Source organism: Cryobacterium sp. N19 (assembly GCF_002929595.1).
In the GTDB taxonomy this organism is placed as follows: Bacteria; Actinomycetota; Actinomycetes; order Actinomycetales; family Microbacteriaceae; genus Cryobacterium; species Cryobacterium flavum.
Map to the genome: position 1 here is coordinate 389,104 of NZ_PJJR01000052.1, position 24,802 is coordinate 413,905.

Below are 24,802 nucleotides of genomic sequence, written 5' to 3' on the forward strand. Positions count from 1 at the left end.
GCACAGGGACTTGAAACAGTAAAGTATGAGCCCCAGAAATGGTAACTTAGCCCTATGGACTACTCGCCGCGCATCGTCGATGCCGAATTGACAGCCATGCTCGCCGGGTTGCCGGCCATCGCCCTCGACGGGCCAAAGGCTGTCGGAAAGACTGCCACAGCGTCGCGGAGGGCTGGGTCCATCATTCAGCTCGACGATCCGGATCAGCTCGCATTGCTGCAGGCAGACCGCGAGCGGATAACGAGGTTGTCGCGCCCGGTTTTGCTTGATGAATGGCAGACGTTTCCAGCGATTTGGGATACCGTTCGCCGCAGCGTCGACCACGATGCACGGCCAGGTCAGTACATCCTGGCCGGCAGCGCAAGCCCGACGAAGGCGCCTGCGCATTCCGGTGCCGGCCGTATTGTGCACCTGCGGATGCGACCGATGGCCTTCTCCGAGCGGCAGCTCACCCCGCCTACAGTCTCACTAGCGACTCTTCTTGCCGGCCCGCCTGCAGCAATAGAAGGCGCAAGCCCACTGGCTTTGGAGGACTATGCCTCCGAGGTGACGCGGTCGGGGTTTCCGGCGATCCGACTCCAAACGAAGGAATATAGATCGGCAACGCTCGACGGCTATCTCTCGGCAATCGTTGAGCACGATTTTCCCGAGGCGGGGTATGCGGTCAGGCGTCCGGCAACGCTCAGAGCGTGGCTGGCGGCCTACGCTGCAGCCAGCTCGACGACGGCGAGTTACGACAGCATTATCCGCGCGGCGACTCCGGGCGATGCAGTCAAACCCTCAAAAGCCACCGCGCAGGACTACCGGGAAATGCTCACCAAGCTGTGGCTCTTGGACCAGGTTCCCGGCTGGCTGCCGAGCAGAAATCGCCTCAAAGGATTGGGGCAGGCGCCCAAGCACCACCTCGCCGACCCTGCGCTGGCCGCGCGCCTCCTCCGTGTTTCAGCGGAGACGCTCATCAATAAGGCAGATATCGGCCCGGCTGAACTTCGCAACGGTCCGATGCTGGGCGCTCTGTTTGAATCCCTGGTGACTCTGAGCGTGCGCGTCTATGCACAAGCTGCGGGGGCATCTGTGCATCATTTGCGAACCCACGGCGGCGAGCACGAAGTGGATCTCATTATCGAGCGACCGGACGGCCGGGTGGTGGCGTTGGAAGTAAAGCTGTCCGGAACCGTAGACGATAAGGACACGCGGCATCTGAGATGGCTGGCCGATGAGATCGGCCCGGACCTCGTGGATTCGGCGGTTATCACGACCGGAAAAGTCGCCTATCGGCGCACTGACGGAATTGCGGTAATTCCCTTGGGGCTGCTCGGTCCGTGAAAGCTGCCCAGCCTCAGGCAGTCACCCAGATTGACGCGGCCGCAGCGGGCGTGACCAGGCGACTCTGGCCATCCGCTAGAACGATGGTCAAGGGCGCGCTGAGTGTGAACTCGGTGCCCGGCCCGATCAGGTCGGCGGCGAGCTCGCGCAGCACGGACGGGTCGCGGTCACTGATTCGCAGCACGGCAGCCCGGTGCCCGACCGTGGCGTCGGCCAGCAGCACGGCCGGCGGCCGCAGCACGGTGCCATCGGCGGCCGGAATCGGGTCGCCGTGCGGATCGTGCGCCGGAAAACCGAGCCGCGCGTTGATGGCTTCGAGCAGGCGATCCGAGATGGAGTGCTCGAGAATCTCGGCTTCGTCGTGTACCTGGTCCCAGCCATAGCCCATCTCGCCGACCAGCCAGGTCTCGATCAGGCGATGCCGCCGCACGACGGCGGTCGCACGCAGCCGGCCGGCATCCGTCAGCGCCAGTGGGCCGTAGGGAACGTGGGTGATGAGCCCGCTCGCGGCAAGCTTTTTGACCATTTCGGTGACGGATGACGGTGCCACGCCCAGTCGCACCGCGAGCGCCGACGGGGTGATCAAATCGGTCTGCCACTCGGTGTGGGCATAGATGGTCTTGAGGTAGTCCTCGGCCGCGCCGGTCGTGTGCGTCATAACCCTCTCAGGGTATCCGGGTCACGCGCCGGTGAACACCAGTACGAGCAGTACCACGTTCAACGCCACCAGCGCCAACGCGCAGACGACCCCGGCAGCGGTCGTGAACCAGCGATTGGTGAAGGTTCCCAGCAGGCCGCGCTGGGCGGTGAGCCAGACCAGCGGAATCAGCGCGAACGGAATGCCGAACGACAACACAACCTGGCTGAGCACGAGCGCCTGCGTGGGGTCGAACCCCACCCCGAGAATGAACAGCGCCGGAATCAGCGTGACCAGTCGGCGCAGCAGCAGCGGAATGCGCACGTGCAACAGGCCGTGCATGATCTCGGCCCCCGCATAAGCCCCGACCGAGGTCGAGGCGAGCCCCGACGCGAGCAGCCCGACGGCGAACAGGGTCGCAACGATCGGCCCGAGCGTGTCCTTCAGCGCCGCGTAAGCGCCCTCGAGCGTGTCGGTTCCATCCACACCCTGCAAAGCGGATGCCGCGAGCAGCAGAATCGCCAGGTTCACCGTTCCGGCGATCGCCATGGCAATGGTGACGTCCCACTTCGTGGCCCAGAGCAGGCGACGCGTGGCCACGATGCCCTGCCACTCCGGAAACCGGTCACGGGTGAGCGACGAATGCGCGTAGATGGCGTGCGGCATGATCGTGGCACCCAGGATGGATGCGGCGAGGAGCACCGAGTTCGACCCCTCGAAGCGGGGCACCATTCCGGCGAGCACGCCACCGCCATCCGGCGGGGAGATAAAGACGCCGGCCGTGAAACCGATCGTGATAATGAGCATGAGCGCGATGATGACGCGCTCGAAGATGCGCGGCCCCCGTCGAGAATGCACCATGAGCACGACCATGGAGATGGTGCCGGTGATCACGCCGCCCCAGATGAGCGGCAGGTCGAACAGAAGGTTGAGGGCGACCGCGCCGCCGATGATCTCGGCCAGGTCGGTGGCCATGGCAACGAGTTCGGCCTGGATCCAGTACAGCCTGCGCGCGGTGGGCCGCTTCATGCGCACGCCGAGGATCTCGGGCAGGCTCGCCCCGGTGACGATGCCGAGCTTCGCCGAGAGGTATTGGATGAGCCAGGCCATGACGTTGCCGGCGACCACCACCCAGACCAGCAGGTAGCCGTAGCGGGCACCGGCGGTCATATTGCTCGCGACATTGCCCGGGTCGAGGTAGGCGACCCCGGCGACGAGGGCCGGTCCGAGCAGCCAGAGCAGGCGGCTGGAGGCGACCGTGGTGGGAGCCTTGGCGAGCACGCGGTCAGGGGCGGGGGCATCCGTTTTAGACATACCGAAACCCTAGCCAGAATTTAGGCGCACCGAAACCCCAATTCTGGGCGGAGTTGGCAGGATACGGTTGGGTAGTGCCAGAATCTGCAGTCGACAACTCCACGCCAGAGCGCTCAACCTACGGCGTCGGTCCCTGGCCGGGGGAATGGCCGAGCGAAGACCGTTACGACGCCGACCTGCTCGAGCACGGCGACACCCGCAACGTGATCGACCGCTACCGCTACTGGAATATGGCCGCGATCGTGGCTGACCTGGACGAGCATCGGCATCCGTTTCACGTGGCCATCGAGAACTGGCAGCACGACATGAATATTGGCTCGATCGTGCGCAGCGCCAATGCGTTCGGCGCCGACACGGTGCATATCATCGGCCGCAAGCGTTGGAATAAGCGCGGCGCCATGGTCACCGACCGTTACCAGCACGTGCTGCACCACGTGGATGTCGCCGCGTTCGTCGAGTGGTGTTTGAAGGGTGACTTGCCGATTATCGCCATCGACAATGTGCCCGGCAGCGTCATCATCGAGACGTTTATATTTCCCGAACGCTGCGTGCTTCTGTTCGGTCAGGAAGGCCCCGGCCTGTCGGAAGCGGCCATCGCCGCCGCCGATTCCATCGTCGAAATAAGCCAGTTCGGCTCGACCCGGTCGATCAACGCCTCGGCGGCCGCCGCCGTGACCATGCATGCCTGGGTGGTTCAGCACCGGTTCTGATCTTTACTGGTTTGCGGGCTGAATACGGGCTAGCGTGACGGTATGACTGCGATCACTGACGATCTTCCGGCCCGACTCCTCCACGAAGAAAACGCCGGATGGGAGGCCATTCTGGGCGGGAACGGCGGCGCCTACTACCAGCGCGAAATGACCGACGACGGTCTGATGATTGTGCCGGGGGCCGTCATTACGCGCGACCAGGTCACCGCCTACTTCGACCAGGCGGCTCCGTGGGAGAGCTACGGCATTCACGAACCCGCCATCATTCGCCTCGGCGAGCACGCCGGTGTCGTCGTCTACAAGGCGATCGCCCGTCGCGGCGAGGTCGTCGCCGAGCTGAACATGTCGACGACCTACCTGTTCGTCAACGGTGGCTGGCGGGTCGCGGCGCGGCAGCAGAGCCAGGCCTAACCATTTAGGGACTGGCGTTTCAGGCTCGTCTGGCCCGTCGCCGGGGAGACCGGCCCCGGGCTTGATAGCATTCAGTGTGACCGGCGACAATTTGATTTCAGAGCCCGAGACCCTTCTTCCCGCGGAACCGGAGGTGCTCGAAGCCCTGCGGCGAACCGCGAGGAGCGAGATCGCCGGCGTCGTGCAGGTGCATCCGACCTCTCCGCTCGCCTGGGCTGAACTGGCCGATGCGACCCACTCTGAGGGGCGCATCCTCGAGTCGTATGCCTACGCCCGCGTCGGGTACCACCGCGGACTCGACGCCCTGCGTAAGGCTGGCTGGCGCGGCCACGGCCCCATTCCGTGGCGCCACGAACCCAACCGCGGTGTGCTCCGCGCCCTGTTCGCGCTGCGCCGCGGTGCCGAGGAGATCGGTGAGGCCGAGGAGGTCTCCCGCCTGACGGCTTTTTTGACGGATGCTGACGTGGACGCCATCGACATTATCGGGGCCCTTTACACCGGCAGCCCGGGTTTCGACCCGGCGCCGCCCACCGAAGCTTTCGTTATTCGAGGAGAAGACTAAATGCCCGCGATCGTACTCATCGGAGCCCAGTGGGGCGACGAGGGCAAGGGTAAGGCCACCGACCTGCTCGGCAGCCGGGTCGACTATGTCGTCAAGTTCAACGGCGGCAACAACGCTGGGCACACCGTCGTCGTCGGCGACGAGAAGTATGCGCTGCACCTGCTGCCGTCGGGCATCCTGAGTCCTGGTGTTACCCCGGTCATCGCCAACGGCGTTGTCGTCGACGTCGAGGTGCTCTTTGAAGAGCTCGACGCTCTCTCGGAACGCGGCGTCGATGTCTCCCGGCTCAAGGTAAGCCTGAACGCCCACGTCATCACCGCGTATCACCGCACCCTCGACAAGGTCACCGAGCGTTTTCTCGGCAAGCGCCAGATCGGCACCACCGGGCGCGGCATCGGCCCGGCCTACGCCGACAAGATCAACCGGGTCGGCATTCGCGTGCAGGACCTGTTCGATGAGAACATTCTGCGCCAGAAGGTCGAGGGAGCCCTCGACCAGAAGAACCATATGCTGGTCAAGGTCTACAACCGCCGTGCCATCGAGGCCGAGGAGATCGTGAGCGAACTGCTCGGTTACGCCGAACGCTTACGTCCCATGGTTACCGACACCGCCCTGCTGTTGCACCAGGCCCTGAACGCCGGCAAGACCGTATTGTTCGAGGGCGGCCAGGCCACCATGCTCGACGTCGACCACGGCACCTACCCGTTCGTCACGTCGTCGAACGCCACCTCCGGCGGCGCGGTGACCGGCAGCGGCATCGCCCCGAACCGCATCGACCGCGTCATCGCCGTGGTCAAGGCGTACACGACCCGCGTCGGCAGCGGCCCGTTTCCCACCGAACTGTTCGACGAGTCGGGCGAATACCTGCGCTCCAACGGCTTCGAGTTCGGCACCACCACCGGGCGCCCGCGCCGCTGTGGCTGGTACGACGCCCCGATCGCCCGCTACACCGCGCGCATCAACGGCGTCACCGACTTCGTGCTGACCAAGCTCGACGTACTCACTGGTCTGGCCGAGATTCCCGTCTGTGTGGCCTACTCGGTCGATGGCGTGCGCGTTGAAGAAGTTCCGGTCTCGCAGAGCGACTTTCACCACGCCGTTCCGATCTACGAGAACTTCCCCGGCTGGACCGAGGACATCACCGGCGTGCGCACCTTCGACGACCTGCCGCAGGCCGCGCAGAACTACGTACTCGCCCTCGAGGGCATGAGCGGATCGCGCATTTCCGCGATCGGCGTCGGCCCCGACCGTGAAGCCATCGTGGTGCGGCACGACCTGATCGACTAGAAGTAATCGCCAACCGGGCCCCCAATCTGCCCGGTTGGCACAATCAGGGCACAATTCCTCACTTTGACCTGTCACACTAGGCGAGTGAACGCCGTGAGACCCCATTCCCTGACCTTGACCGGTCGTTTTGTGCAGCTGCAACCGCTCGGAAGTGCGGTGCTGCCCGACTTGGCGCGCGCCATCGCGCACCCCGAAGTCTTCGCCGCGGGCTATGGCGGCGGCCCGGCCACGCTGCACCGCGATGTCGACAGCTTCATCAAATGGGCACACGACTACTTTCAGTGGGAAAGCCTGCCCTACGTGGTGCGTCTGCTCGGCGGCCCCAACGATGGCGACGTCGTCGGCACCACGACCCTCGCCGACATCGACGAGGTAAACGAGTCGATCCACCTCGGCTGGACCGCCTACGACCCGCGGGTCTGGGGCACCGCTGTCAACGCCGAAACCAAACTGCTCGTGCTCGGCACCGCCTTCGAGAACGGCTTCGGCCGGGTCAAGATTCAAGCGGATGCCATCAACGAGCGTTCCCGCGCCGCCATCCTCGGCATCGGGGCCACATTCGAGGGCATCCTGCGCCGCGACCGCCCGCGCGCCGACGGAACCTGGCGAGACAGCGCCGTCTACTCGATCCTCGCCGACGAGTGGCCGGCCGTGCGCGCCGGGCTCGAGGCACGCCTTGATGCGTTCGAGGGCCGGTTCGTCACCTACCGCAGCCTGCGACCGGCCGGTCCAAGCGGCACCATCAGCGGCGGCGGGCCGCGGGGCGGCTTTGGTCCGAGCGCGGGAAGTGCTCCTGAGGCTGCTTCGGGTGCGGCCGGTCCGGTCCCGGAATCTGGAAGCGATGCGGAGCAGAGCGCCGGGGCCGACACGTCCCAGTAGGTGTTGTGTTCGGCACCTGGCTGGTGGCGAATTCAGAAAATCTGGGACGCGACGGCCGATTCGAGGCCGTTTCGGCCGGTCCTGGCGAGGACTTCCTGGCTTAGCCACCGAGGCAGCCCGAGCCATCCGTCATAATTCCTGCAAATTGCTCATGGCGGACTTTCAGTTCCGCATAATCGGGGGCACGGTACTGCCGCCGGCGACAGATTGCAGGAGTTATGCGGCGACGACCCGGCGAGACCGGGTTTCGTCGCCTTGACCGGGGTGGACGTCAGGCGGGGGGCGTGCAGCATCCGCTGCCATTCTTCGGCGCTTTTCCGACCTTGTGCTCTGGCGCCGGCACTGGTGCGCCGACGCCAGCTATAGGCTCGGAACGTGTCCCCGACCCCTCCCGCCAGCAAGAGCCTCATCCTGCTGCAATTTCTCGGTATGGGGCTGATCTGGGGCTCTAGCTTTCTGTTCATGAAAATCGCTCTCGACGGGGTCAGCTTCGGGCAGATCGCCTGGTCGAGGCTCGTGCTCGGTGGGCTGACCCTGGGGCTGATCGTGCTGGTGAACCGTCCGCGCATAGGCAACGGGCCGGTACTGCCGCGGGAAGGCGTGGTGTGGCTGCACTTTCTGGTGATTGCAATTAGCGGATGCGTGATTCCACACCTGCTCTTCGCCTGGGCCGAGCAGTACGTCTCCTCGAGCCTCGCGAGCATCTACAACGCCGTCACTCCGATCATGACCGCGCTCATGGCGACACTCGCGTTTCGGGTGGAGAAGCTCGTGCGTGCGCAGGTGGCCGGTGTCGTGCTCGGCATCATCGGTGTCGTCGTGATCATCGGGCCCTGGCAATATTCCTCGCTCACCGGCGACCTCTGGGGCCAGCTCGCCTGCCTCGGCGCTGCGGTCTGCTACGGCTTCACCTTCGGCTACACCCGCCGGTTTCTGAGTGGGCGCCCAATTGCCGCGAGCACGTTTGCTTTTCTCAATATCGGCATCGCTGGCGGGATCATGCTGCTGCTCACCCCAGTTCTGGCCTCGAGCCCGGTGCACCTGACGCTGCCGATCGTGCTGTGCCTGCTGGCCCTCGGCGCGCTCGGCACCGGCCTGGCCTACATCTGGAACATCAACGTTCTGCGCGCCTGGGGGCCGACCAACGCGTCCACGGTTACCTACGTGACGCCCGTCGTTGGCGTGGTGCTGGGGGTGCTCGTGCTGGCCGAAACATTCTCCTGGCACGAGCCGACCGGGGCGCTGTTGGTGCTGCTCGGCATCCTGCTGACGCAGAAACGCTTGCGATTCAGCTGGCTGCGGCCCGGCGGCCGGGAGGCGGCGGCATCCGCTTAGGCCATGCATTATCGTAAAAGTATGGTCGTACACGAGGAGTTACCCGGCGACGCTGACGCTGCTGCGATTGCGCAGTTGCACAGCATTCGCGAAAGCATCGACAATATCGACGCCGCGCTCATTCATCTGCTGGCCGAGCGATTCAAGTTCACCCAGCAAGTTGGGCGGCTCAAGGCAGCGCACGGGCTGCCGGCCGCTGACCCGGCGCGTGAACTCATGCAGATCGATCGGCTGCGCGGCCTCGCCGAGGAGGCCCACCTCGACCCGGCCTTCGCCGAGAAGTTTCTCAATTTCATCATCGCCGAGGTCATCCACCACCACGTGAAGATCGCCGGAGGGGATGCTGTGCAGCCGGGGCGGGCCGCCGGCTCTGCACCGACTTCCGCTGCTGTCGCCGAGCAGGCCGCTCCCGCGCAGCCGCACCCGCTTCCGCACCCGCCGACCGCGCACGTACCGAGCTCGGCGTCGTGACTCCCGCCGGCTCGGAGATCTCGGCGCTGTGACCGTCGAGACAGACGTTTTCGGGCGTCAGCTCGTCGCCGAGCAGGACTCATGAACTGGAACCCGCGGGCTCTGCCCGACCAGACCGGCAAGACCTTTGTCGTCACCGGTGCCAACGCCGGCCTCGGCTACTTCACTAGCGAGCAGCTCGCCGGCGCGGGCGCCCACGTCGTGCTCGCCTGCCGTAACCCGGTGAAAGCGGATGCCGCGGCCGCGGCGATTCGCGCCCGCGTGGCGGGGGCATCCGTTTCGGGGTTGCAGCTCGATGTCGCCGATCTGCAGTCAGTTCGCGACGTCAGCGAAACCCTGCGCGCTTTTCCTCGCCTCGACGGCCTGATTCTCAACGCTGGAATCGTGCACCCGCCGACGGATCGCGCCGTGAGCCTCGACGGCAACGAGCTGGTCTTTGCGACGAACTTTCTCGGGCATTTTGCTTTGACTGCGGGGTCGCTCATGGCCTTGCGGCGTACTCCCGGCAGCCGGGTCGTGTCCCTCGGGTCGCTGATCTCCCGGCTGATGGATTCCTCGCTTGACGATTTGCAGCTGGCCACCACGTATAACGGGTGGAAGGCGTACGCGCAGTCCAAGATCGCAATGCAGGTGTTCGGGTTCGAGCTCGATCGACGGTTGCGGGCCAATGGGGCGGGCATGGTGCAGTCGCTGGTGGCGCATCCGGGATATTCGATTTCGGGGTTGACCCCCACCCTTCCCGGTGTCAACGAAATCACCCCGGCCAAGCGGGTCATCGACGGCCTGCAAACGCTGGTCGGCGCGCAGGGCAAGCATCACGGAGCCTGGTCGACAGTGCGTGCCGCGATCGACCCGGATGCCCACGGCGGCGACTACTTCGGCCCGCGCCTGCTCACCCGCGGTGCGCCAACCCGTCAGCCGGCGACCCGCACCTCCCGAGACCGAGCGGTCGCGAGTCGTCTCTGGGAGCGAGCTGAGACCCTCATCGGCGAGCCGTTCCTCTAGGTGTTCACGCGAAAGCGCAAAAAGTGCCCGATTGGACCTCTCAATCGGGCATTTTTTGCGCTCTCGTGAGACGGCACGTAACACGAGGGACCCCGAGGCACCGCGCGGCTATCCTGACAAGATGACTTCATCGCCCGCCATCCAGACCGCAGTCACACTGGGAGACGGACTCACCGTCAGCCCGCAGGGCTATGGAGGCATGTCGCTCACGCCGGTCTACGGCCCGATCGATCCCGACGATGCCCTGCGCACGCTGACGCACGCCGTTGACTCGGGCCTCACCTTCATCGACACGGCCAACGTCTACGGCAACGGGTTGAGCGAACGCACCATTGCCCGATTGATCGCCACCCGACGCGATGAGGTGCAGCTGGCGAGCAAGTTCGGCATCCTTTCGGGCGGGGGAATCGGTGCACGCGGCATCCGTGGTGATCGTGCCTACGTGTTCGAGCAGATCGATCTGAGCCTCGCGCGCCTCGCCACCGACCACCTGGACCTCTACTACCAGCACCGGGTCGACCCCGACGTGCTTATCGAAGAGACCGTCGGGGCCCTCGCCGAACTGGTTCAGGCGGGCAAGATTCGCCACATCGGTCTCTCCGAACCGACTGGTGACGAGCTGCGCCGCGCTGCCGCCATTCACCCGATCGCCGCAGTGCAGTCCGAGTGGAGCATTATCAGCCGAGACGTCGAGCGGCACGTTGTCCCTACCGCGATCGAGTTGGGCGTCGGGTTCGTCCCGTATTCGCCTCTGGGTCGCCAGTGGCTCACCGGGCGATTCGACCGCAGCGCGCTCACTGATGCAGACGGGCGGCATAAGTTTCCCCGGTTCACCCCGGATGCCCTCGCCGCCAACCAGCCCATTCTCGACGAGGTGATCGCGGTGGCTCGCGAGGCGGCAGTTTCACCAGCGCAGGTCGCGCTTGCCTGGCTCTATGACAAGGGTCGCACCCTCGGGCTTGCTCTGTCCCCGATCCCCGGGTCGCGTTTCACCGAGCGAGTGGACGAAAATCTCGCGGCCACGAACATCCGTCTCGATGCCGCACACGTAGCGCGCTTGGACGCGCTCGCGGACCGCATCGTCGCGGCCCGATCATTCAACCCCCAGTGGGTCTCAGCCGGTCGCGAGTAGCGACTCTCGTTCCTCGCGAAGGCGCAAAAAGTGCCCGATTAAGCCTCTCAATCGGGCACTTTTTGCGCTTTCGCGACAGGACGCCAGCCACCGGCCATGAGCGCCACCGTTACTCTGCGGATCACCTCTGGGGGATTGTGGAGGTGGGATTTGTTGATGCGGATCACCCGCCACCTCTCCTCCATGAGCGCGTCGAGGCGGTCAACATCCCAGTGGAACTGGTTCTCGTCGGTGCGATGCTGCCCGCCGTCGTACTCGAGCAGAACACGATATCGGCGAAAGACCAGGTCGCCGGTGGCGAGCTTCACCCCGGTGCGACTCATGATGATGGCATTGACCTCCGGTTCGGGCAGGCTGGCCCGCACGATGAGCAGCCGCAGGTCGGTCTCGCGGGGTGAATCGACGCCGGGTCGTATCCAGATCAGCGCCTCGCGCAGCAGCTTGACGCCCCGTCGCCCCGAATACCGTCGAACGGCGGCGAGCAGGTCACGCATCTCGGCGAACGGATGCTTGCGGCGCACGAGCGTGTCGCCAATCCGGATGAGGTCGTCGAGCCCAAGCATGGTGGACAGCTGGCACCAGGTGTCCACCGCACTTGTGACGCGCACGCCGCGCACCGCAACGACGGTGACCGTCTTGGGTGCGACATGGTGGCCGCGGACACCGAGTACCCGGTCGCGCAGGGTGGGTTCCTCCGTCGAGACATGAATAGTTTGCGTGTGTTCAACGGCAAAAGGCATCGGGAGCCCGTGCACGCGCGCAGCCGTCACATGGCTGAAGAAGTCTGATTCGGACATCCGCTGTGCGTAGGCGCGGATGAGAAGGTCTGCCGAGCTGCTATCTGCACGCGGGGTGCGCGTTGCAGGAAAGGGGCGCGCTAGGTCGGACGCGCGCATCCGCTTCTTGGACAGGCCCGCGTCACTGCCTTCGGCCGTGCTGAATGGACGCCCCTCGAAGTCCAGCGGCAGCCTGCGAGCTCGATTCATGCCAACAGTGTGTCGCGCCGTCTCGGTGTCAAATGAGTTATCCACACCCCAAAGCTCGTTCAGGTTCGCGAGAGCGCAAAAAGTGCCCGATTGGGCTTCTCAATCGGGCACTTTTTGCGCTCTCGCGAGCTGGGGGGTTAGGCGAAGGCGGCGGGGAGAGGGGATTGGTGACGATTGCGCATCTCGGAGAGAGTCGCAGCGAAGACGTCCTGTACTTCGAGGGCGTGCAGGGTGTTGTCCGTCACTCCGATGCGCAGCACCGGAATGTAGCGGCCGGCGCAGAGGCCCAGGAACTTCACGTCGTCTTCGCGCGGCACCGAAACGATGACGCGACCGGCCGATTCGGAGAACAGGGCAGTGGATGCGTCCACCCCGTCCCGATCCAGAATGTCACCCAGCCAGACGCGCGCGCCCACTCCAAAGCGCATGACGGCTTCGGCGAGGGCCTGGGCGAGCCCGCCCTCGCTCAAGTCGTGGGCGCTGTCGATGAGGGCTTCCTTCGAGGCGGCGTGCAGCAGGCCGGCCAGGGCCTTCTCGCGGCCGAGATCCACGACCGGCGGACGACCTCCAAGGTGGTCGTGCACGACGCCGGCCCAGGCCGAACCGTCGAGCTCGAGGCGGGTCTCGCCGAGCAGGTAGATGTTGTGCCCGTCGTCCTGCCAGCCGCTCGGAATGCGGCGGGCGACGTCGTCGATCACGCCGAGCACGGCCACGACCGGGGTGGGGTGAATGGGCTGGTCGCCGGTCTGGTTGTAGAACGACACGTTGCCGCCGGTGACGGGAATCTCGAGCTCGAGGCATCCGTCGGCGAGGGCCGTTACGGCTTCACGGAACTGCCACATGACCTCGGGGTTCTCGGGGGAGCCGAAGTTGAGGCAGTCACTGACGCCGGCCGGAACGGCGCCGGTCGCGGCGACGTTGCGGTATGCCTCGGCGAGGGCCAGCTGCGCGCCGCGGTACGGGTCGAGCTGGCAGTAGCGGCCGTTCGCGTCGGTCGCGATCGCGAAACCGAGCCCGCTCTCTTCGTCGACGCGGATCATGCCGCCGTCGTCGGGAAAGGAGAGCGCCGTGTTGCCCTGCACGTAGTGGTCGTACTGGTCGGTGATCCAGCTCGGGTCGGCCAGGTTCGGCGAGCCGAGCAGGTCAAGGAACTGCTCGCGCAGGGTCTCGCCGTCGAGCGCGCGGGGAAGTACGGAGGCGGTGTCGGCCTGCAGGGCGTCGATCCAGGTCGGGTACGCGAGCGGACGCTCGTAGACCGGGCCGTCGACGGCCACGGTGCGTGGCAGCACGTTGACGATTTCTTCGCCGTGCCAGTTGATGATAAGGCGGCCGGTGTCGGTGACCTCGCCGAGCACGCTGGTTTCCACGTCCCACTTGGTGGTGACGGCGAGAAAGCCCTCGAGCTTCTCGGGAGTGACGATCGCCATCATGCGTTCCTGGCTCTCGCTCATCAGAATCTCTTCGGCGGTGAGCGTGGGGTCGCGCAGCAGCACCTTCTCGAGTTCGATGAACATGCCGCCGTCGCCGTTGGAGGCGAGCTCAGAAGTGGCGCAGCTGATGCCGGCCGCGCCGAGGTCTTGAATTCCCTCGACGAGCTTGCCGGCAAACAGTTCGAGGCAGCACTCGATGAGTACCTTCTCGGCGAACGGGTCGCCGACCTGTACTGCGGGGCGCTTGGTCGGGCCGCCGGCGCTGAACGTGTCGGAGGCGAGAATGGATGCCCCGCCAATGCCGTCGCCGCCGGTGCGGGCTCCAAACAGCACGACCTGGTTGCCGACGCCGCGGGCGTTGGCCAGGTGCAGGTCTTCGTGGCGCAGCACGCCGACCGAGAGCGCATTGACCAGCGGGTTGCCCTGGTAGACCCGGTCGAACACGGTTTCGCCGCCGATGTTGGGCAGGCCGAGGCAGTTGCCGTAGAAGCTGATGCCAGAGACCACGCCGTGTACGACACGGGCGGTGTCGGGGTCGGTGATGTCGCCGAAACGCAGGGCATCCATCACGGCGACCGGGCGGGCGCCCATCGAGATAATGTCGCGCACGATGCCGCCGACGCCGGTGGCGGCGCCCTGGAACGGCTCAATGTAGGAGGGGTGGTTGTGCGATTCGATCTTGAAGGTGACGGCCCAGCCCTCGCCGACGTCAAGCACGCCGGCGTTCTCGCCCATTCCGACCATAAGGTTCTTCTTCATGGCGGGGGTGACTTTGTCGCCGAACTGGCGCAGGTACATCTTCGAGCTCTTGTAGGAGCAGTGCTCGCTCCACATCACCGAGTACATCGCAAGCTCGCCACTCGTGGGGCGGCGGCCCAGAATCTCGCGAATCTTCGCGTACTCATCGGCCTTGAGCCCGAGCGCGCCGTAGGGCTGCTCCTTCTCGGGTGTCGCAATGGCATTGGAAACGGTGTCGGCGACGCCGCGGGAAGAGGTGTTGGAAACAGCGGTCACGTGTGGAATTCTCCCCGAGATAGCGGATGCTTGACCCGGCAAGTCTACCGGTCGCCTCGCCCGGCCAGCGTGGCGCTGCGTGCGACCTACTGCGGATCGGGAGTACAACGCTCGCCATAGGCTGGTCCCATGACAGACAGCGCACTCATCGGCCCCGTCGCCGCGCCGGATTTGCATGTCATGAGTTTCAACATCCGTCGGCGCCTGCCGCATCTCAACCCGCGCAGCCCCGATCGGTGGGTGCGCCGCCGGCCAATACTGAAGCGTCTGCTCGCGGCGGAACAGCCCGCACTGATCGGCGTTCAAGAAGCACTGTTCGACCAGGCGAACTTCGTGCGCCACGCGCTCGGCGATCCTTACCGCTCGATCGGATATGGCCGGGAAGCCAACAAGGGCGGGGAAGGCTGCCCGATCTTCTACGATTCACGTCGACTGCGCGTGCTCGAATGGAAGCAGACGGCCCTCTCTGACACTCCGTTGCGGCCGGGCTCCACCTCGTGGGGCAATCACACTCCGCGCGTCGTCGTTGACGCGGTCTTTCACGATCTCGCCATGGGCGTCGATTTCCAGGCCGTGAACACGCACTTCGACCACCGCTCCCGTACCTCGCGGCTGCGATCCGCCGACGTAATTCGACGCATCGTGTTGGCGTCGCAGCTTCCCACTGTGGTGACCGGCGATTTCAATACGGATGCGAATACCGCCCCCTATGACCGCCTAACCGGCCAGGGCCTGCTTCTGGATGCCTGGAACACAGCAGACGAACGTCTCACCGAAGAGTGGGGAACGTTTTTGAACTATCGCTCGCCGCAGCGCAATCTCAAACGCATCGACTGGCTCCTCGTCACGCCCGGCGTCCCCGTGCGCAAGGCCGCCATCAACGTGAAGCGCTATGTCGGCGGCTGGCCGTCGGACCACGCCGCGGTGCAGGCCGTCGTCAATCTCGCGGCATCGCCTCCGAAAGGTGAGAAGTGAAAGCGATCCCTGACACGTCTTCACTGCGCCCTCACTGTAGCTCTCAGTGAGAGGGCAAGTCAGACCGAAGTGAAAAGTCGCGTCGCGCGCATGCCCGATTGGAACCGTATGTCCGGCAGCGGGTACTGGCTCGCCCGCACGGCTAGACGGCGGCCGCCTTTTCCTTGGCGCGCAGGTCCTTGCGCAGGATCTTGCCGGACGCCGACTTCGGGATCGCGTCGATGAATTCCACCGCGCGCACCTTCTTGTGCGGGGCGACCCGCTCGGTGACGTAGGCCATGATCTCCTCGGCCGTGACCGCCGACTCAGCCACGGCGACGACGAAGGCTTTCGGGATCTCCTGGCCGTCGGCATCCGCTGCACCGATCACCGCGGCATCCTTGATGCGCGGGTGGGTGAGCAGCAGCGCTTCCAGCTCGGCCGGAGCGATCTGGTAGCCCTTGTACTTGATCAGCTCCTTGCTGCGATCGACGATGGTCACCTCGCCGAGCGCACTGACCGTGGCGATGTCGCCGGTGTGCAGAAATCCGTCGGCGTCGATGGTCTCGCGGGTGGCCTTCTCGTTGTTCAGGTAGCCGAGCATCACGTTCGGGCCGCGCACCAGCAGCTCACCGGGCTCGCTGACCCCGTCTTCGGGAATCTCGATCTCTTCGCCGGTTTCGGTCGACACGAGCTTGCAGTCCATGTTCGGCACGGTCACTCCCACGGACGCGCGCGACAGGTGTGGCGCGTCGATCGGAATCAGGTGGCTCACCGGGCTGACCTCGGTCATGCCGTAGCCCTGCAGAATGCGGCAGTCCAGCCGGGTGGCCACCGCCGCGGCGAGAGCACCGTCGAGCGGGGCTGCCCCCGAGAGGATGGTGTGCACGCTCGACAGGTCATACTCCTCTACAAGCGGATGCTTCGCCACGGCCACCGCAATCGGCGGCGCGATAAAGACGTAGCTGCAGCGGTGATCCTGGATCATGCGCAGAAACTCGACGAAGTCGAACTTGGCCATGGTGACCAGCGAGGCCCGCTGTTTGAAGGCGAGGTTCAGCAGCACCGTCATTCCGTAGATGTGGTAAAACGGCAGCAGCGCGAGCACTTTGTCGTCTGGAATAACCCCGATCAGATCGCGGGCCTGTTGCACGTTCGCCACGAGGTTGCGGTGGCTCAGCATGACGCCCTTCGGCGCCGCCGTGGTGCCCGAAGAGTAGGGGAGAACAGCCACGTGCGTGGCGGGGTCGATGCTGAGGGCGGGGGCGGCGGCATCCACTGCAAGTAAATCAGCCAGCGACGGATGCCCCGGCTCACCATCGATCACCACGATGTTCTCGTCGGAGATGCCCGCCGCGTGCGCTGCCGCCTTGGCGCCGGCCAGCAGCGGGGTGACGGTCACGAGCCAGGTCGCACCGGAATCGTGGAGCTGGCGCTGGATGTCGTCGGGAGTGTAGAGCGAGTTGATGCTGGTGACCGTGGCTCCGGCGCGCAGAATCCCGTGGAAGATGGCCGTGAATTCCGGCGTGTTCGGGCAGAGCAGGCCCACGACCGTGCCGGGACCGACGCCGTCGGCGGCAAGAGCGCCGGCCACCCGGGTGATCTGATCGACCAGGGTGCGGTAGCTGAGAGCGGCCCCGCTGGCACCGTCGATGACGGCGGTGCGATCCAGCTCGGCCTCGGTCAGGTCCCCGAACAGGTAGTCGAAAATGCTTTGCGTGGGAATCTCAACGGGGCCGTAGGGGCTCGTGAACACTTAGGATTTCCTTCGATCGGTGTGGCATGCACACGGTACCGCTCGGGGCTGCCGCGAAACTGTGCATGTGACCCGAGTGGCTTTGACCGGGCGGGGCATCCGTTTGAGTGAGCGGGCGCGGGCATCCGCGTGGGTGAGCGGATTCCTGCTCGCGCACTTGCCACGGCGCGTTCACCTGCCGGTTACCCCGGGCTCCCGTGCTGTTGGCGCGGCCTGCCTAACGTGGCTACACGTAATGCCCTCGACTCAGGAAGGTTTCACGTGGCAATCCACAGCGCTTTTTCACGCACCACTTCTCTCGGCGCCAAGACGGCCCTCGCCGCCGGCGCCGCAGTTCTGCTCACCCTGAGCCTGGCCTCCTGCTCGGCGGACACCGCCGACGCGGCCGGCACTGGCATCGACGGCGTCAGCTACGCCGCCGATGAGAACACCCTGGTGTTCGGTGTGGTTCCCGACTCGGTCGATACCCAGACCAACTACCAGCCGCTGATGGACTACATCGAGCAGGAGACCGGCAAGACCGTGGAATACCACGAGTCCACCGATTACGCCGCCCTCATCGAAGCCGCAATCGCCGGCAAGATCGACGTGGCCTCGTTCTCCGGCTTCACTTACATCACCGCCACCAACAACGGCGCGGCCATCACTCCGATCTCCTCGATCGTGACGACCGAGGGCGAGGTGCCCGGCTACTACTCGCAGGCGATCGTTCCGGCAGACAGCGCCATCACCTCCCTCGCCGAGTTCGCCGGCAAGAAGGTCTGCTTCGTCGACCCGTCATCGACGAGCGGATACCTGTTCCCCTCCTACAACCTGCTCGAAGCCGGCGTCGACCCGGTCTCCGATGTGACCCCGGTGTTCGCCGGCAAGCACGACGTGAGCGTGCAGAAGGTCGGCGAGGGCAAGGAGTGTGAGGTCGGTTTCGCCGAGGACAGCGAGGTCGCCAAGAGCGACAAGGTCAAGGTCATCGCCGAGACCATGGTTCCCGGTGCACCGATCGTCGTCTCTGACACCCTGCCGACCGAACTGAAGACCCAGCTCACCGAGGTGCTCGGCCAGGTCACCATCGACGACATCATCGCGTCGGGCGTGACGAGCGCCGACACCCAGGCCTTTCGCGATACGTTCTACGCGACCGAGCCGGTCGACGACAAGTATTACGACACCATTCGCGACATCTGCGTGAAGACGTCGGCCTCGCAGTGCCAGGGCTAACCAGTAAGTCCAGCGTCACCACCGGTTCCGCTTCGCGCGCGGAACCGGTGATCGACGTGAGCAACATCACCAAAACCTTCGGCGAGACGACGGCCCTCAATGACGTGTCGCTCACGGTCGGCCGCGGCGAAATTGTCGTATTGCTTGGGCTGTCCGGTTCGGGCAAATCCACCCTGCTGCGACACCTCGACGGCCTCGACCGGCCCGACTCGGGCTCGGTGACCGTGCTCGGCGCCGCGGTATCGAGCCTGAAGGGCCGGCCGCTGCGTGCGCTGCGCGGTCAGGTCGGCTTCGTCTTTCAGCAGTTCGAACTGGTCGGGTCGCTGACCGTGCTCGAAAATGTGCTGACCGGCGCCCTGTTTCGGGTGCGTGGGCCAAGACTGGGCCTCTGGGGGTACCGCCGCGACCTCAAGCTGGCTGCGCTCGGCCATCTCGACCGGGTGGGACTACTCGCCCAGGCCTACCAACGCGCCGACACCCTGTCGGGCGGCCAGCAGCAGCGGGTCGGCATCGCGCGAGCACTCATGCAGAACCCGCGCATTCTGCTCGCCGACGAACCGGTGGCCTCGCTCGACCCGGAATCCAGCGCCCAGGTCATGGCACTGATCCGGGAGATCGCCATTGACAGTGGTCTCACCGTGGTGTGCAGCCTGCATCAGGTTGATCTGGCCCTGTCCTGGGGCGATCGCATCGTCGGCCTGCGCCACGGCCAGGTGGTGCTCGACACCATAACGCAGGGGCTGTCGAAGCAGAACGTGATGGAGATCTACGGCCGCGTCACGACCTCGACCGGTGAGCTCGACGCGATCGAGACCGAGTTGGGCACCGAGTTGGGCACCGGTGAAGCGGGCGAGCCCGACGAACAGGGCGAGCTCGACCTGGCGACCTTCAGCTCGGCGCGGGACAACCGCCGGTGACGCTCACGCTCGAACGCCCCCAAGCCAGCCAAGCGGATGCGGCCACGCCGGCCCCGCAACGCCGCGCTCACCCGCAGAAAATCGCGGCCGCACTCACCCTCGTGGCGCTGGTGGTGGCATCCGTTTTCTCGCTGATCAGCGTGGATATCTCGCTGCCGCAGATGGTAGCGAGCTGGGGGAATGCCCAGAACTTTTTCGCCCGCGTGGGAATCATAAGCTTTCCCGCGCCGGGTGAGCTGCTCTACCTGACCGCGCTCACGGTGGGCCTCGTGCTGCTCGGAACCCTGTTTGCCGCGTTCTTCTCGGTGCCGCTGTCCTGGCTCGCCGCCGCGAACACCTCGCCCGGTCGTGGGTGGATGGCCGTCGCCCGCTTTCTCGGCGTGCTGGCCCGGGCGGTGCCCGACGTCGTGCTCGCGATGGTGTTCGTGCTGATGTTCTCACTCGGCACCCTGCCCGGAATCCTGGCGATCGGCATCCACTCGATCGGCATGATCAGCAAGATGTTCGCTGACGCGATCGAGCAGATCGATGAAGGCCCCCGGCTGGCAATTCGGGCCGCCGGTGGGACCCGAATGCAGGAATTCTTCTCCGGCGTGCTGCCGCAGGTGCTTCCGTCGTGGGTAGCGACCGTGCTGCACCGCAACGACATCAACCTGCGCGGTTCGGTCATCCTCGGCTACGTCGGCGTCGCCGGGCTCGGTCTCGAGATGTCCTACGCATTCAAATCGCTCAACTACTCGCTCGGACTCGGCATCGCGCTGGTCATTTTCGCACTCTGTGTGGTCATGGAGATCGTGTCGAGCGCCGTGCGCACCGTCATGCTCGGTCTCGCGCCCACCCGCCACGGGATCGGCGACCGGCTGCTGCGCCGTCTCGGAGTGACCGGCCAGAAAGCGGATGCCTCGCACCATCCCTGGACCTACGCCCGCCTGCGCAACGCGGTCTGGGGCCTGCTCGCCGCGTTCATCGTGATCGGCAGCGTCTGGATCTGCGATATTAAGTGGGGCGACTTTCTCACCGTCTGGTCGTATTTGCCCGAGACCGCCGCCAAGTTCTGGCCGCCGAGCTTCGGAAGCTATGACGCCCCGGTAATGCTCGCGGCGATGGGCGAAACCATCGCGATCGCCCTGGCCGCGACGATTCTCACGATCGTCGCCTCGATCGTGATCGGCTCGCTCGCCGCCCGCAACGTGGCGCCGTCGAGACGTGTGCGGGCCGGCTTTCGGCTGGTGCTCGTGACGATCCGCGGCATTCCGGAGATCATCCTGGCCATCGTGCTCATCGTCGTGACTGGTCTTGGTACCCAGGCCGGCACCATCGCCCTGGCCATCGGCGGCGTGGGCCTGCTCGGCAAGCTGCTCGCCGACTCGCTCGAAGAGGTCAGACCCGGTCCGGAACAGGCCCTCCGAGCGGCCGGCGCGACGAGGCTGCAGGTCTACGCCGGCGCCACGGCTCCCCAGGGTATGAAAGCCCTGATCGGACACAGCTTCTACATGCTCGACACCAATATTCGGGCGGCCACCATCCTCGGCCTGGTGGGCGGTGGAGGGGTCGGCTACTACCTGCTGAACGCAGGCCAGGGGTCTCGCTACGACCTGGTCACCACGATCGTGCTCATGATTCTCGTGACGGTGGTCGCGGTCGAAGGACTGGCCATGTGGATGCGGCGGGTGTTTCGATGACCAGCTTCGACGTGGTCGTCGTTGGCAGCGGCATCGTGGGCCTCGGGCACGCCCTCGCCGCCAGCGACCGAGGTCTGTCCGTGGCCGTCGTGGACCGCGCGGCGGCCATCGGCGGGGCATCCGTTCGCAATTTCGGGCACCTGTGTTTCACCCCGCAAAGTGGGCCGGCCCGAGAATTCGCTCTGCGGTCCCGCCCGCTCTGGCTGCGGCTCGAAGCGGACGCCGGAGTCTGGATGCGCGAGTCGGGCACGGTCGTGCTCGCCCGGCACGACGACGAACTGGCAGTGCTGCGGGAGCTGGCGGCGCAGCGCGGAGCCGAGTCGGTCTTCGGCGTCGGCGAGCCCGACGTCGTGCTGTTCGACGCAACGGAGGTGTCGGAGCGTCTGCCGCTCGCCGACGGCACCGCGGTGGGCGGCGCGCACCTGCCCTGGGACCTACAGGTCAATCCGCGCCAGGCCGCCGCCGGTCTGGCCGCGTACCTGGCCAGCCGGGGTGTCGACTTTCGCTACCGCACCGCGGTGACGGCCGTACGGCCAGGCCGGGTCACGACCACGCGCGGGCCGATCCACGCCGGAACGGTCATCGTGGCGGTCAACCACGACATCGACCAGCTTTACCCGGAGATCGCCGAGCGCGACGGCATTGTGCGGTGCGGCCTCGACATGCTGCGCGTCGACGCCGGCCTGCGCGCGCCGCTGCCCGCGCCGGTGCTGACCGGCTGGTCGCTGCTGCGCTACGGAGCATTTTCCAGCCTTCCGGCGGCAGCCACTTTGGGCGAACGGCTGCGGAGGGAGTATCCGCTGCTGGCCGAACTGGACCTCAACCAGATGTATACCCAACTGCAGGACGGCTCGCTGATCGTGGGGGACACCCACTATCGCGGGGCATCCGTTTCTGTATTCCAGAATGAGAATGCGTTCGAACAGCTGCTGCAGCTCACCTCCGAACTGTTCGGCGTGCGGCGCCCGCGGGTGCTCGAGCGGTGGCAGGGCGTCTATGCCTCCGGGCGTGCCGACTTTCTCATCGACCAGCCCGAACCCGGTGTCTACCTCGTAGCGGCCACCACAGGAATCGGCATGACCACCGGGCTTGGTCTGGCCGAACACGTCATCTCGACCGTGTGCAATTTCGCCATTCCCTCCCTCACCCTGAAAGGCACCCCATGAGCACCGCACCCCTTGATCTTGAGTTGGACCTTGATGATTTCGACACCGAAGACGTGGACGTTGAGCTCGTCGTCTTCGACATGGCCGGCACGACCGTGAGCGACGACGGACTGGTCGAGCGGGCGTTCGTGCTCGCCGCCGAGCGCAGCGGACTGGTCGATACCGCCGAGGACCTCGAGGAGGCCGTCGCTTTTGTGCGCGAGACCATGGGGCAGTCCAAGCTCGATGTGTTTCGTGAGCTGACCGACTCCGAAGAGGCGGCGGTCGCTGCGACGGCGGCCTTCGAAAAGGCCTACGGCGAACTCGTTGAACAGGTCGGGGTGACCGCGATCCCGGGCGCGGCCGACCTGTTCCAGGAGCTGCGGGACGCCGGCGTGAAAGTGGCCCTCGTCACCGGTTTCTCCCGTGCGACGCAGGACACGCTCATCGATGCGCTCGGTTGGAGCGACCTCATCGATGTGAGCCTCTGCCCGGCCGAAGCTGGCCGTGGCCGCCCATACCCCGACTTGCCGCTCACCGCGCTGCTCCGTACCGGCGCGTCAAGCGTCGCGGCCATGGTCGTCGTCGGCGACACGGCGAGCGACATGCTCTCCGGCCTGAGCGCTGGCGCCGGCCTGGTCGTGGGCGTGCTGACCGGCACGCACGACACCGACACCCTCGAGGATGCCGGGGCCGACGTCGTCGTCGCGAGCGTCGCCGACCTGGCCGAACTGCTCGGCCTGCGTGAGGAAACGATCGAGTAGCCATGCCCGAACACGATCCAATCGCTGAACCGGTGACGCTGCCGGCCCTCACTCTCGGCGTCGGCCGGGAGGTCGTGTTGCCGCGCGCCGCCGAAGCCATGGTCTGGTCGGGTGTCGGCCTGCCCCTGGAGTGCGTGGCGGTACCCGGGGTGCTGCTTCGGCCCGGCGACGTGCTGGTGGAGGTCGAATTGGCCACGATTTGCGGCTCCGACGTGCACACGGCTTTGGGCCACCGCCTCGCTTCGAAGCCGCTCGTGCTCGGGCACGAGCAGGTCGGCCGCATCGTGGCCGTCACCGATCAGTCATATGCCGCAAATGGAATGCCACTGCGGGTCGGGCAGCGGGTGGTCTGGTCGGTCGCCGTGAGCTGTGGAACCTGCGTGCGCTGCCGCCGCGGCCTGCCCCACAAGTGCCTCGAGCTGGTTAAATACGGCCACGAGCGTATGCAGCGCGGCTGGGAACTCAGCGGCGGATTCGCCACCCACGTGCAGGTGCGTGCCGGAACAGCGGTCGTGGTCGTCGACGAACACGTGCCGGCCACGGTTCTGGCGCCGGCCTCCTGCGCGACCGCGACGGTGGTCGCGGCGCTGGGGGCGGCATCCGCTCTTGTGCCGCTGGCCGGAGCGACCGTGCTGGTGACCGGCGCGGGGATGCTCGGGGTGACGGCCTGCGCGATGGCGACGGATGCCGGTGCTCTCGTGGTGGTCAGTGACCCGGACCCCGCCCGGCGTCAGCTCGCGCTCGCCTTCGGGGCCGCCGCCGTCGCCGACCCGAGCGCGCCGCGCGAGTCGCCGACCGGGGTGGCGAGCGTACTCGCCGCGATGCAGGATGCCGCTGCCGCCGAGCCGACGATCGCCCTCGAGCTGAGCGGCGCCCGGCCGGCCGTGCAAACCGCGCTGGACCTGATCGGCGTCGGCGGAGTGGTCGTGCTGGTCGGCAGTGTCTCGCCCGATGACCCGGTGCTGCTCGACCCGGAGTTGATAGTGCGCCGCCTGGTCACCGTGCGCGGCGTGCACAACTACACGCCGGGCGACCTGGCGCAGGCGGTGACCTATCTCGGGGGAGCCTGGCACCGGCATCCGTTCTCGGCCCTGGTTGGAACGACCTTCCCCCTCGCCCGAGCTGATGCCGCACTCGCCCTGGCCGCGACGGCCCGCCACCCCCGCGTGGGCCTCGCCCCGCAGCCGCCCGCGACCCTTGGCTGACCCGCCGGCTTCGCGCTCCGTCTCCTTGGACGGGGCCCAGGCCCCGTCCAAGGGCCCAGTTTATAGACTGGGCCCAGGGATGGGGCCTGGGCCCCGTCCGTATTGAGGGGAGGCTAGCTGGCGCCGCCGGGCGGGCCGATCCGGAGCAGGGTGGCCATGACCCCGACCAGGGCGATGCCCATGACCAGCGTCAGCAACACCGGGCGGGCCAGCATTTGCCGCAATAGAGCGCTCACCCGGGTGTGATCGCGGGGGTCGTCGGTGCGGGTGTGCCGCCAACCGCCGTCGAGCAGGCCGTTCTTCTCGAGCCCTCGGTCGAGGGGAATCGTGCCGAACGGAACGATCGCAGTGATCATGGCGATCAGAGTGAGGCGTACGCCCCAGTGCTGGTTCACGCCCACGAGCAGGGCCATCAGTCCAAAGGCGATGAAGACGAGACCGTGCACAAAACCACCGATCTGCACCCCGACCTCGCCGACCTCGAACACGTACTTCAGGAGCATCCCGGTGATCAACATCGCCCAGGTGACGGCTTCGGCAATGGCAATAGAACGAAACAGCAGGCGCGGGGTCATCGAGACTTTCCAGTGATGGCGGGGCATGGGCGCTGCCATCGTCGCAGCCGCACCTGAACAACCACCTGAGCATTCACCGAGAAACTTGCA

Annotated in this window: 23 protein-coding genes; 17 read left to right on the forward strand and 6 right to left on the reverse strand. The window is 66.0% G+C overall.

Annotated features, from left to right (window positions below; genetic code table 11):
- Positions 1–54: 54 nt before the first annotated feature.
- Positions 55–1,326, forward strand: a complete 1,272-nt coding sequence (locus tag CXY78_RS15435) for an ATP-binding protein (protein ID WP_104090118.1) — start codon at positions 55–57, stop codon at positions 1,324–1,326.
- A gap of 13 nt (positions 1,327–1,339) precedes the next feature.
- Here the strand turns inward: CXY78_RS15435 and CXY78_RS15440 are convergent, their stop codons facing one another.
- Together CXY78_RS15440 and CXY78_RS15445 are read right to left on the reverse strand one after the other, a co-directional pair.
- Positions 1,340–1,984: a metal-dependent transcriptional regulator gene (locus CXY78_RS15440; RefSeq protein WP_104090120.1), complete on the reverse strand. Its 645-nt coding sequence runs from the start codon at positions 1,982–1,984 to the stop codon at positions 1,340–1,342.
- 21 nt (positions 1,985–2,005) lie between these two features.
- Positions 2,006–3,277 carry an Nramp family divalent metal transporter gene (locus CXY78_RS15445; RefSeq protein ID WP_104090121.1) on the reverse strand — a complete coding sequence of 424 codons (1,272 nt, stop codon included), beginning with the start codon at positions 3,275–3,277 and terminating at the stop codon, positions 2,006–2,008.
- A gap of 74 nt (positions 3,278–3,351) precedes the next feature.
- Between CXY78_RS15445 and CXY78_RS15450 the strand changes: the two genes are divergently transcribed.
- The 9 genes from CXY78_RS15450 to CXY78_RS15490 all read left to right on the forward strand — a co-directional run bounded on the left by CXY78_RS15450 (position 3,352) and on the right by CXY78_RS15490 (position 11,069).
- Complete coding sequence (locus tag CXY78_RS15450; RefSeq protein WP_104090123.1) at positions 3,352–3,987, forward strand: TrmH family RNA methyltransferase; 636 nt, start codon at positions 3,352–3,354, stop codon at positions 3,985–3,987.
- A 42-nt stretch (positions 3,988–4,029) separates the two neighbouring features.
- Positions 4,030–4,398: a nuclear transport factor 2 family protein gene (locus tag CXY78_RS15455; protein WP_092338114.1), complete on the forward strand. Its 369-nt coding sequence runs from the start codon at positions 4,030–4,032 to the stop codon at positions 4,396–4,398.
- A 76-nt stretch (positions 4,399–4,474) separates the two neighbouring features.
- Complete coding sequence (locus tag CXY78_RS15460) at positions 4,475–4,960, forward strand: DUF3151 domain-containing protein (protein WP_092338112.1); 486 nt, start codon at positions 4,475–4,477, stop codon at positions 4,958–4,960.
- Positions 4,961–6,247 (forward strand): adenylosuccinate synthase, encoded by a 1,287-nt coding sequence (locus CXY78_RS15465; RefSeq protein ID WP_104090125.1) that lies wholly within the window; start codon positions 4,961–4,963, stop codon positions 6,245–6,247. It abuts the gene before it with no gap.
- A gap of 84 nt (positions 6,248–6,331) precedes the next feature.
- On the forward strand, positions 6,332–7,126 hold the full coding sequence (locus CXY78_RS15470) for a GNAT family N-acetyltransferase (protein WP_104090127.1): 795 nt from the start codon (positions 6,332–6,334) through the stop codon (positions 7,124–7,126).
- A gap of 375 nt (positions 7,127–7,501) precedes the next feature.
- Positions 7,502–8,461 carry a DMT family transporter gene (locus tag CXY78_RS15475; RefSeq protein ID WP_338061534.1) on the forward strand — a complete coding sequence of 320 codons (960 nt, stop codon included), beginning with the start codon at positions 7,502–7,504 and terminating at the stop codon, positions 8,459–8,461.
- Between the two features lie 21 nt (positions 8,462–8,482).
- Positions 8,483–8,932: a chorismate mutase gene (locus CXY78_RS15480; RefSeq protein ID WP_092338106.1), complete on the forward strand. Its 450-nt coding sequence runs from the start codon at positions 8,483–8,485 to the stop codon at positions 8,930–8,932.
- Positions 8,933–9,013: 81 nt separating this feature from the next.
- A complete protein-coding gene (locus CXY78_RS15485) occupies positions 9,014–9,937 on the forward strand; it encodes an SDR family NAD(P)-dependent oxidoreductase (RefSeq protein ID WP_104090128.1) in 924 nt (307 codons plus the stop codon).
- A 121-nt stretch (positions 9,938–10,058) separates the two neighbouring features.
- Positions 10,059–11,069, forward strand: coding sequence for an aldo/keto reductase (locus tag CXY78_RS15490; protein ID WP_104090130.1), 1,011 nt, complete (start codon positions 10,059–10,061; stop codon positions 11,067–11,069).
- Between the two features lie 47 nt (positions 11,070–11,116).
- Here the strand turns inward: CXY78_RS15490 and CXY78_RS15495 are convergent, their stop codons facing one another.
- Both CXY78_RS15495 and purL read right to left on the reverse strand, forming a co-directional pair.
- The gene (locus CXY78_RS15495) at positions 11,117–12,055 is read right to left on the reverse strand and encodes a hypothetical protein (protein WP_092338100.1); all 939 of its coding nucleotides are present in this window, start codon (positions 12,053–12,055) and stop codon (positions 11,117–11,119) included.
- A 137-nt stretch (positions 12,056–12,192) separates the two neighbouring features.
- Positions 12,193–14,499 carry a phosphoribosylformylglycinamidine synthase subunit PurL gene (purL, locus tag CXY78_RS15500; RefSeq protein ID WP_104090131.1) on the reverse strand — a complete coding sequence of 769 codons (2,307 nt, stop codon included), beginning with the start codon at positions 14,497–14,499 and terminating at the stop codon, positions 12,193–12,195.
- 129 nt (positions 14,500–14,628) lie between these two features.
- Here purL and CXY78_RS15505 point away from each other — a divergent pair, with 129 nt between their 5' ends.
- A complete protein-coding gene (locus tag CXY78_RS15505; protein ID WP_092338096.1) occupies positions 14,629–15,474 on the forward strand; it encodes an endonuclease/exonuclease/phosphatase family protein in 846 nt (281 codons plus the stop codon).
- A gap of 142 nt (positions 15,475–15,616) precedes the next feature.
- Here CXY78_RS15505 and CXY78_RS15510 read toward each other — a convergent pair whose 3' ends face one another.
- Positions 15,617–17,209, reverse strand: coding sequence for an AMP-binding protein (locus tag CXY78_RS15510; protein WP_092338094.1), 1,593 nt, complete (start codon positions 17,207–17,209; stop codon positions 15,617–15,619).
- Positions 17,210–17,470: 261 nt separating this feature from the next.
- Between CXY78_RS15510 and CXY78_RS15515 the strand changes: the two genes are divergently transcribed.
- The 6 genes from CXY78_RS15515 to CXY78_RS15540 are packed head-to-tail and all read left to right on the forward strand — an operon-like array spanning position 17,471 to position 24,137.
- Entirely contained in the window at positions 17,471–18,424 is a 954-nt protein-coding gene (locus tag CXY78_RS15515; protein WP_233197284.1) for a phosphate/phosphite/phosphonate ABC transporter substrate-binding protein, read from the forward strand.
- 47 nt (positions 18,425–18,471) lie between these two features.
- A complete protein-coding gene (gene phnC / locus CXY78_RS15520) occupies positions 18,472–19,341 on the forward strand; it encodes a phosphonate ABC transporter ATP-binding protein (RefSeq protein WP_369827327.1) in 870 nt (289 codons plus the stop codon).
- Positions 19,338–21,023 (forward strand): ABC transporter permease, encoded by a 1,686-nt coding sequence (locus tag CXY78_RS15525; protein WP_104090132.1) that lies wholly within the window; start codon positions 19,338–19,340, stop codon positions 21,021–21,023. Before phnC ends, CXY78_RS15525 begins: the two co-directional genes overlap by 4 nt.
- A complete protein-coding gene (locus CXY78_RS15530; protein ID WP_104090134.1) occupies positions 21,020–22,189 on the forward strand; it encodes a TIGR03364 family FAD-dependent oxidoreductase in 1,170 nt (389 codons plus the stop codon). The genes CXY78_RS15525 and CXY78_RS15530 overlap by 4 nt, the downstream gene beginning before the upstream one ends.
- Positions 22,186–22,932, forward strand: coding sequence for a phosphonatase-like hydrolase (locus CXY78_RS15535; protein WP_092338086.1), 747 nt, complete (start codon positions 22,186–22,188; stop codon positions 22,930–22,932). The genes CXY78_RS15530 and CXY78_RS15535 overlap by 4 nt, the downstream gene beginning before the upstream one ends.
- A gap of 2 nt (positions 22,933–22,934) precedes the next feature.
- Positions 22,935–24,137 (forward strand): alcohol dehydrogenase catalytic domain-containing protein, encoded by a 1,203-nt coding sequence (locus CXY78_RS15540; protein ID WP_092338085.1) that lies wholly within the window; start codon positions 22,935–22,937, stop codon positions 24,135–24,137.
- A 113-nt stretch (positions 24,138–24,250) separates the two neighbouring features.
- On the opposite strand, the gene CXY78_RS15545 is transcribed toward CXY78_RS15540, so the two are convergent.
- On the reverse strand, positions 24,251–24,712 hold the full coding sequence (locus CXY78_RS15545; protein WP_104090136.1) for a DUF3817 domain-containing protein: 462 nt from the start codon (positions 24,710–24,712) through the stop codon (positions 24,251–24,253).
- Between the last annotated feature and the right edge of the window lie 90 nt (positions 24,713–24,802).

What these genes read in the sequence shown, in the direction of transcription:
- CXY78_RS15485 (WP_104090128.1), top strand. Translation starts at nt 9,014, where the DNA reads ATGAACTGGAACCCGCGGGCTCTGCCCGACCAGACCGGCAAGACCTTT.
- CXY78_RS15545 (WP_104090136.1), bottom strand. Translation starts at nt 24,712, where the DNA reads ATGACCCCGCGCCTGCTGTTTCGTTCTATTGCCATTGCCGAAGCCGTC.
- CXY78_RS15435 (WP_104090118.1), top strand. Translation starts at nt 55, where the DNA reads ATGGACTACTCGCCGCGCATCGTCGATGCCGAATTGACAGCCATGCTC.
- CXY78_RS15445 (WP_104090121.1), bottom strand. Translation starts at nt 3,277, where the DNA reads ATGTCTAAAACGGATGCCCCCGCCCCTGACCGCGTGCTCGCCAAGGCT.
- CXY78_RS15490 (WP_104090130.1), top strand. Translation starts at nt 10,059, where the DNA reads ATGACTTCATCGCCCGCCATCCAGACCGCAGTCACACTGGGAGACGGA.
- CXY78_RS15465 (WP_104090125.1), top strand. Translation starts at nt 4,961, where the DNA reads ATGCCCGCGATCGTACTCATCGGAGCCCAGTGGGGCGACGAGGGCAAG.
- CXY78_RS15530 (WP_104090134.1), top strand. Translation starts at nt 21,020, where the DNA reads ATGACCAGCTTCGACGTGGTCGTCGTTGGCAGCGGCATCGTGGGCCTC.
- CXY78_RS15495 (WP_092338100.1), bottom strand. Translation starts at nt 12,055, where the DNA reads ATGAATCGAGCTCGCAGGCTGCCGCTGGACTTCGAGGGGCGTCCATTC.
- CXY78_RS15535 (WP_092338086.1), top strand. Translation starts at nt 22,186, where the DNA reads ATGAGCACCGCACCCCTTGATCTTGAGTTGGACCTTGATGATTTCGAC.
- CXY78_RS15480 (WP_092338106.1), top strand. Translation starts at nt 8,483, where the DNA reads ATGGTCGTACACGAGGAGTTACCCGGCGACGCTGACGCTGCTGCGATT.
- CXY78_RS15455 (WP_092338114.1), top strand. Translation starts at nt 4,030, where the DNA reads ATGACTGCGATCACTGACGATCTTCCGGCCCGACTCCTCCACGAAGAA.
- CXY78_RS15440 (WP_104090120.1), bottom strand. Translation starts at nt 1,984, where the DNA reads ATGACGCACACGACCGGCGCGGCCGAGGACTACCTCAAGACCATCTAT.
- CXY78_RS15505 (WP_092338096.1), top strand. Translation starts at nt 14,629, where the DNA reads ATGACAGACAGCGCACTCATCGGCCCCGTCGCCGCGCCGGATTTGCAT.
- CXY78_RS15540 (WP_092338085.1), top strand. Translation starts at nt 22,935, where the DNA reads ATGCCCGAACACGATCCAATCGCTGAACCGGTGACGCTGCCGGCCCTC.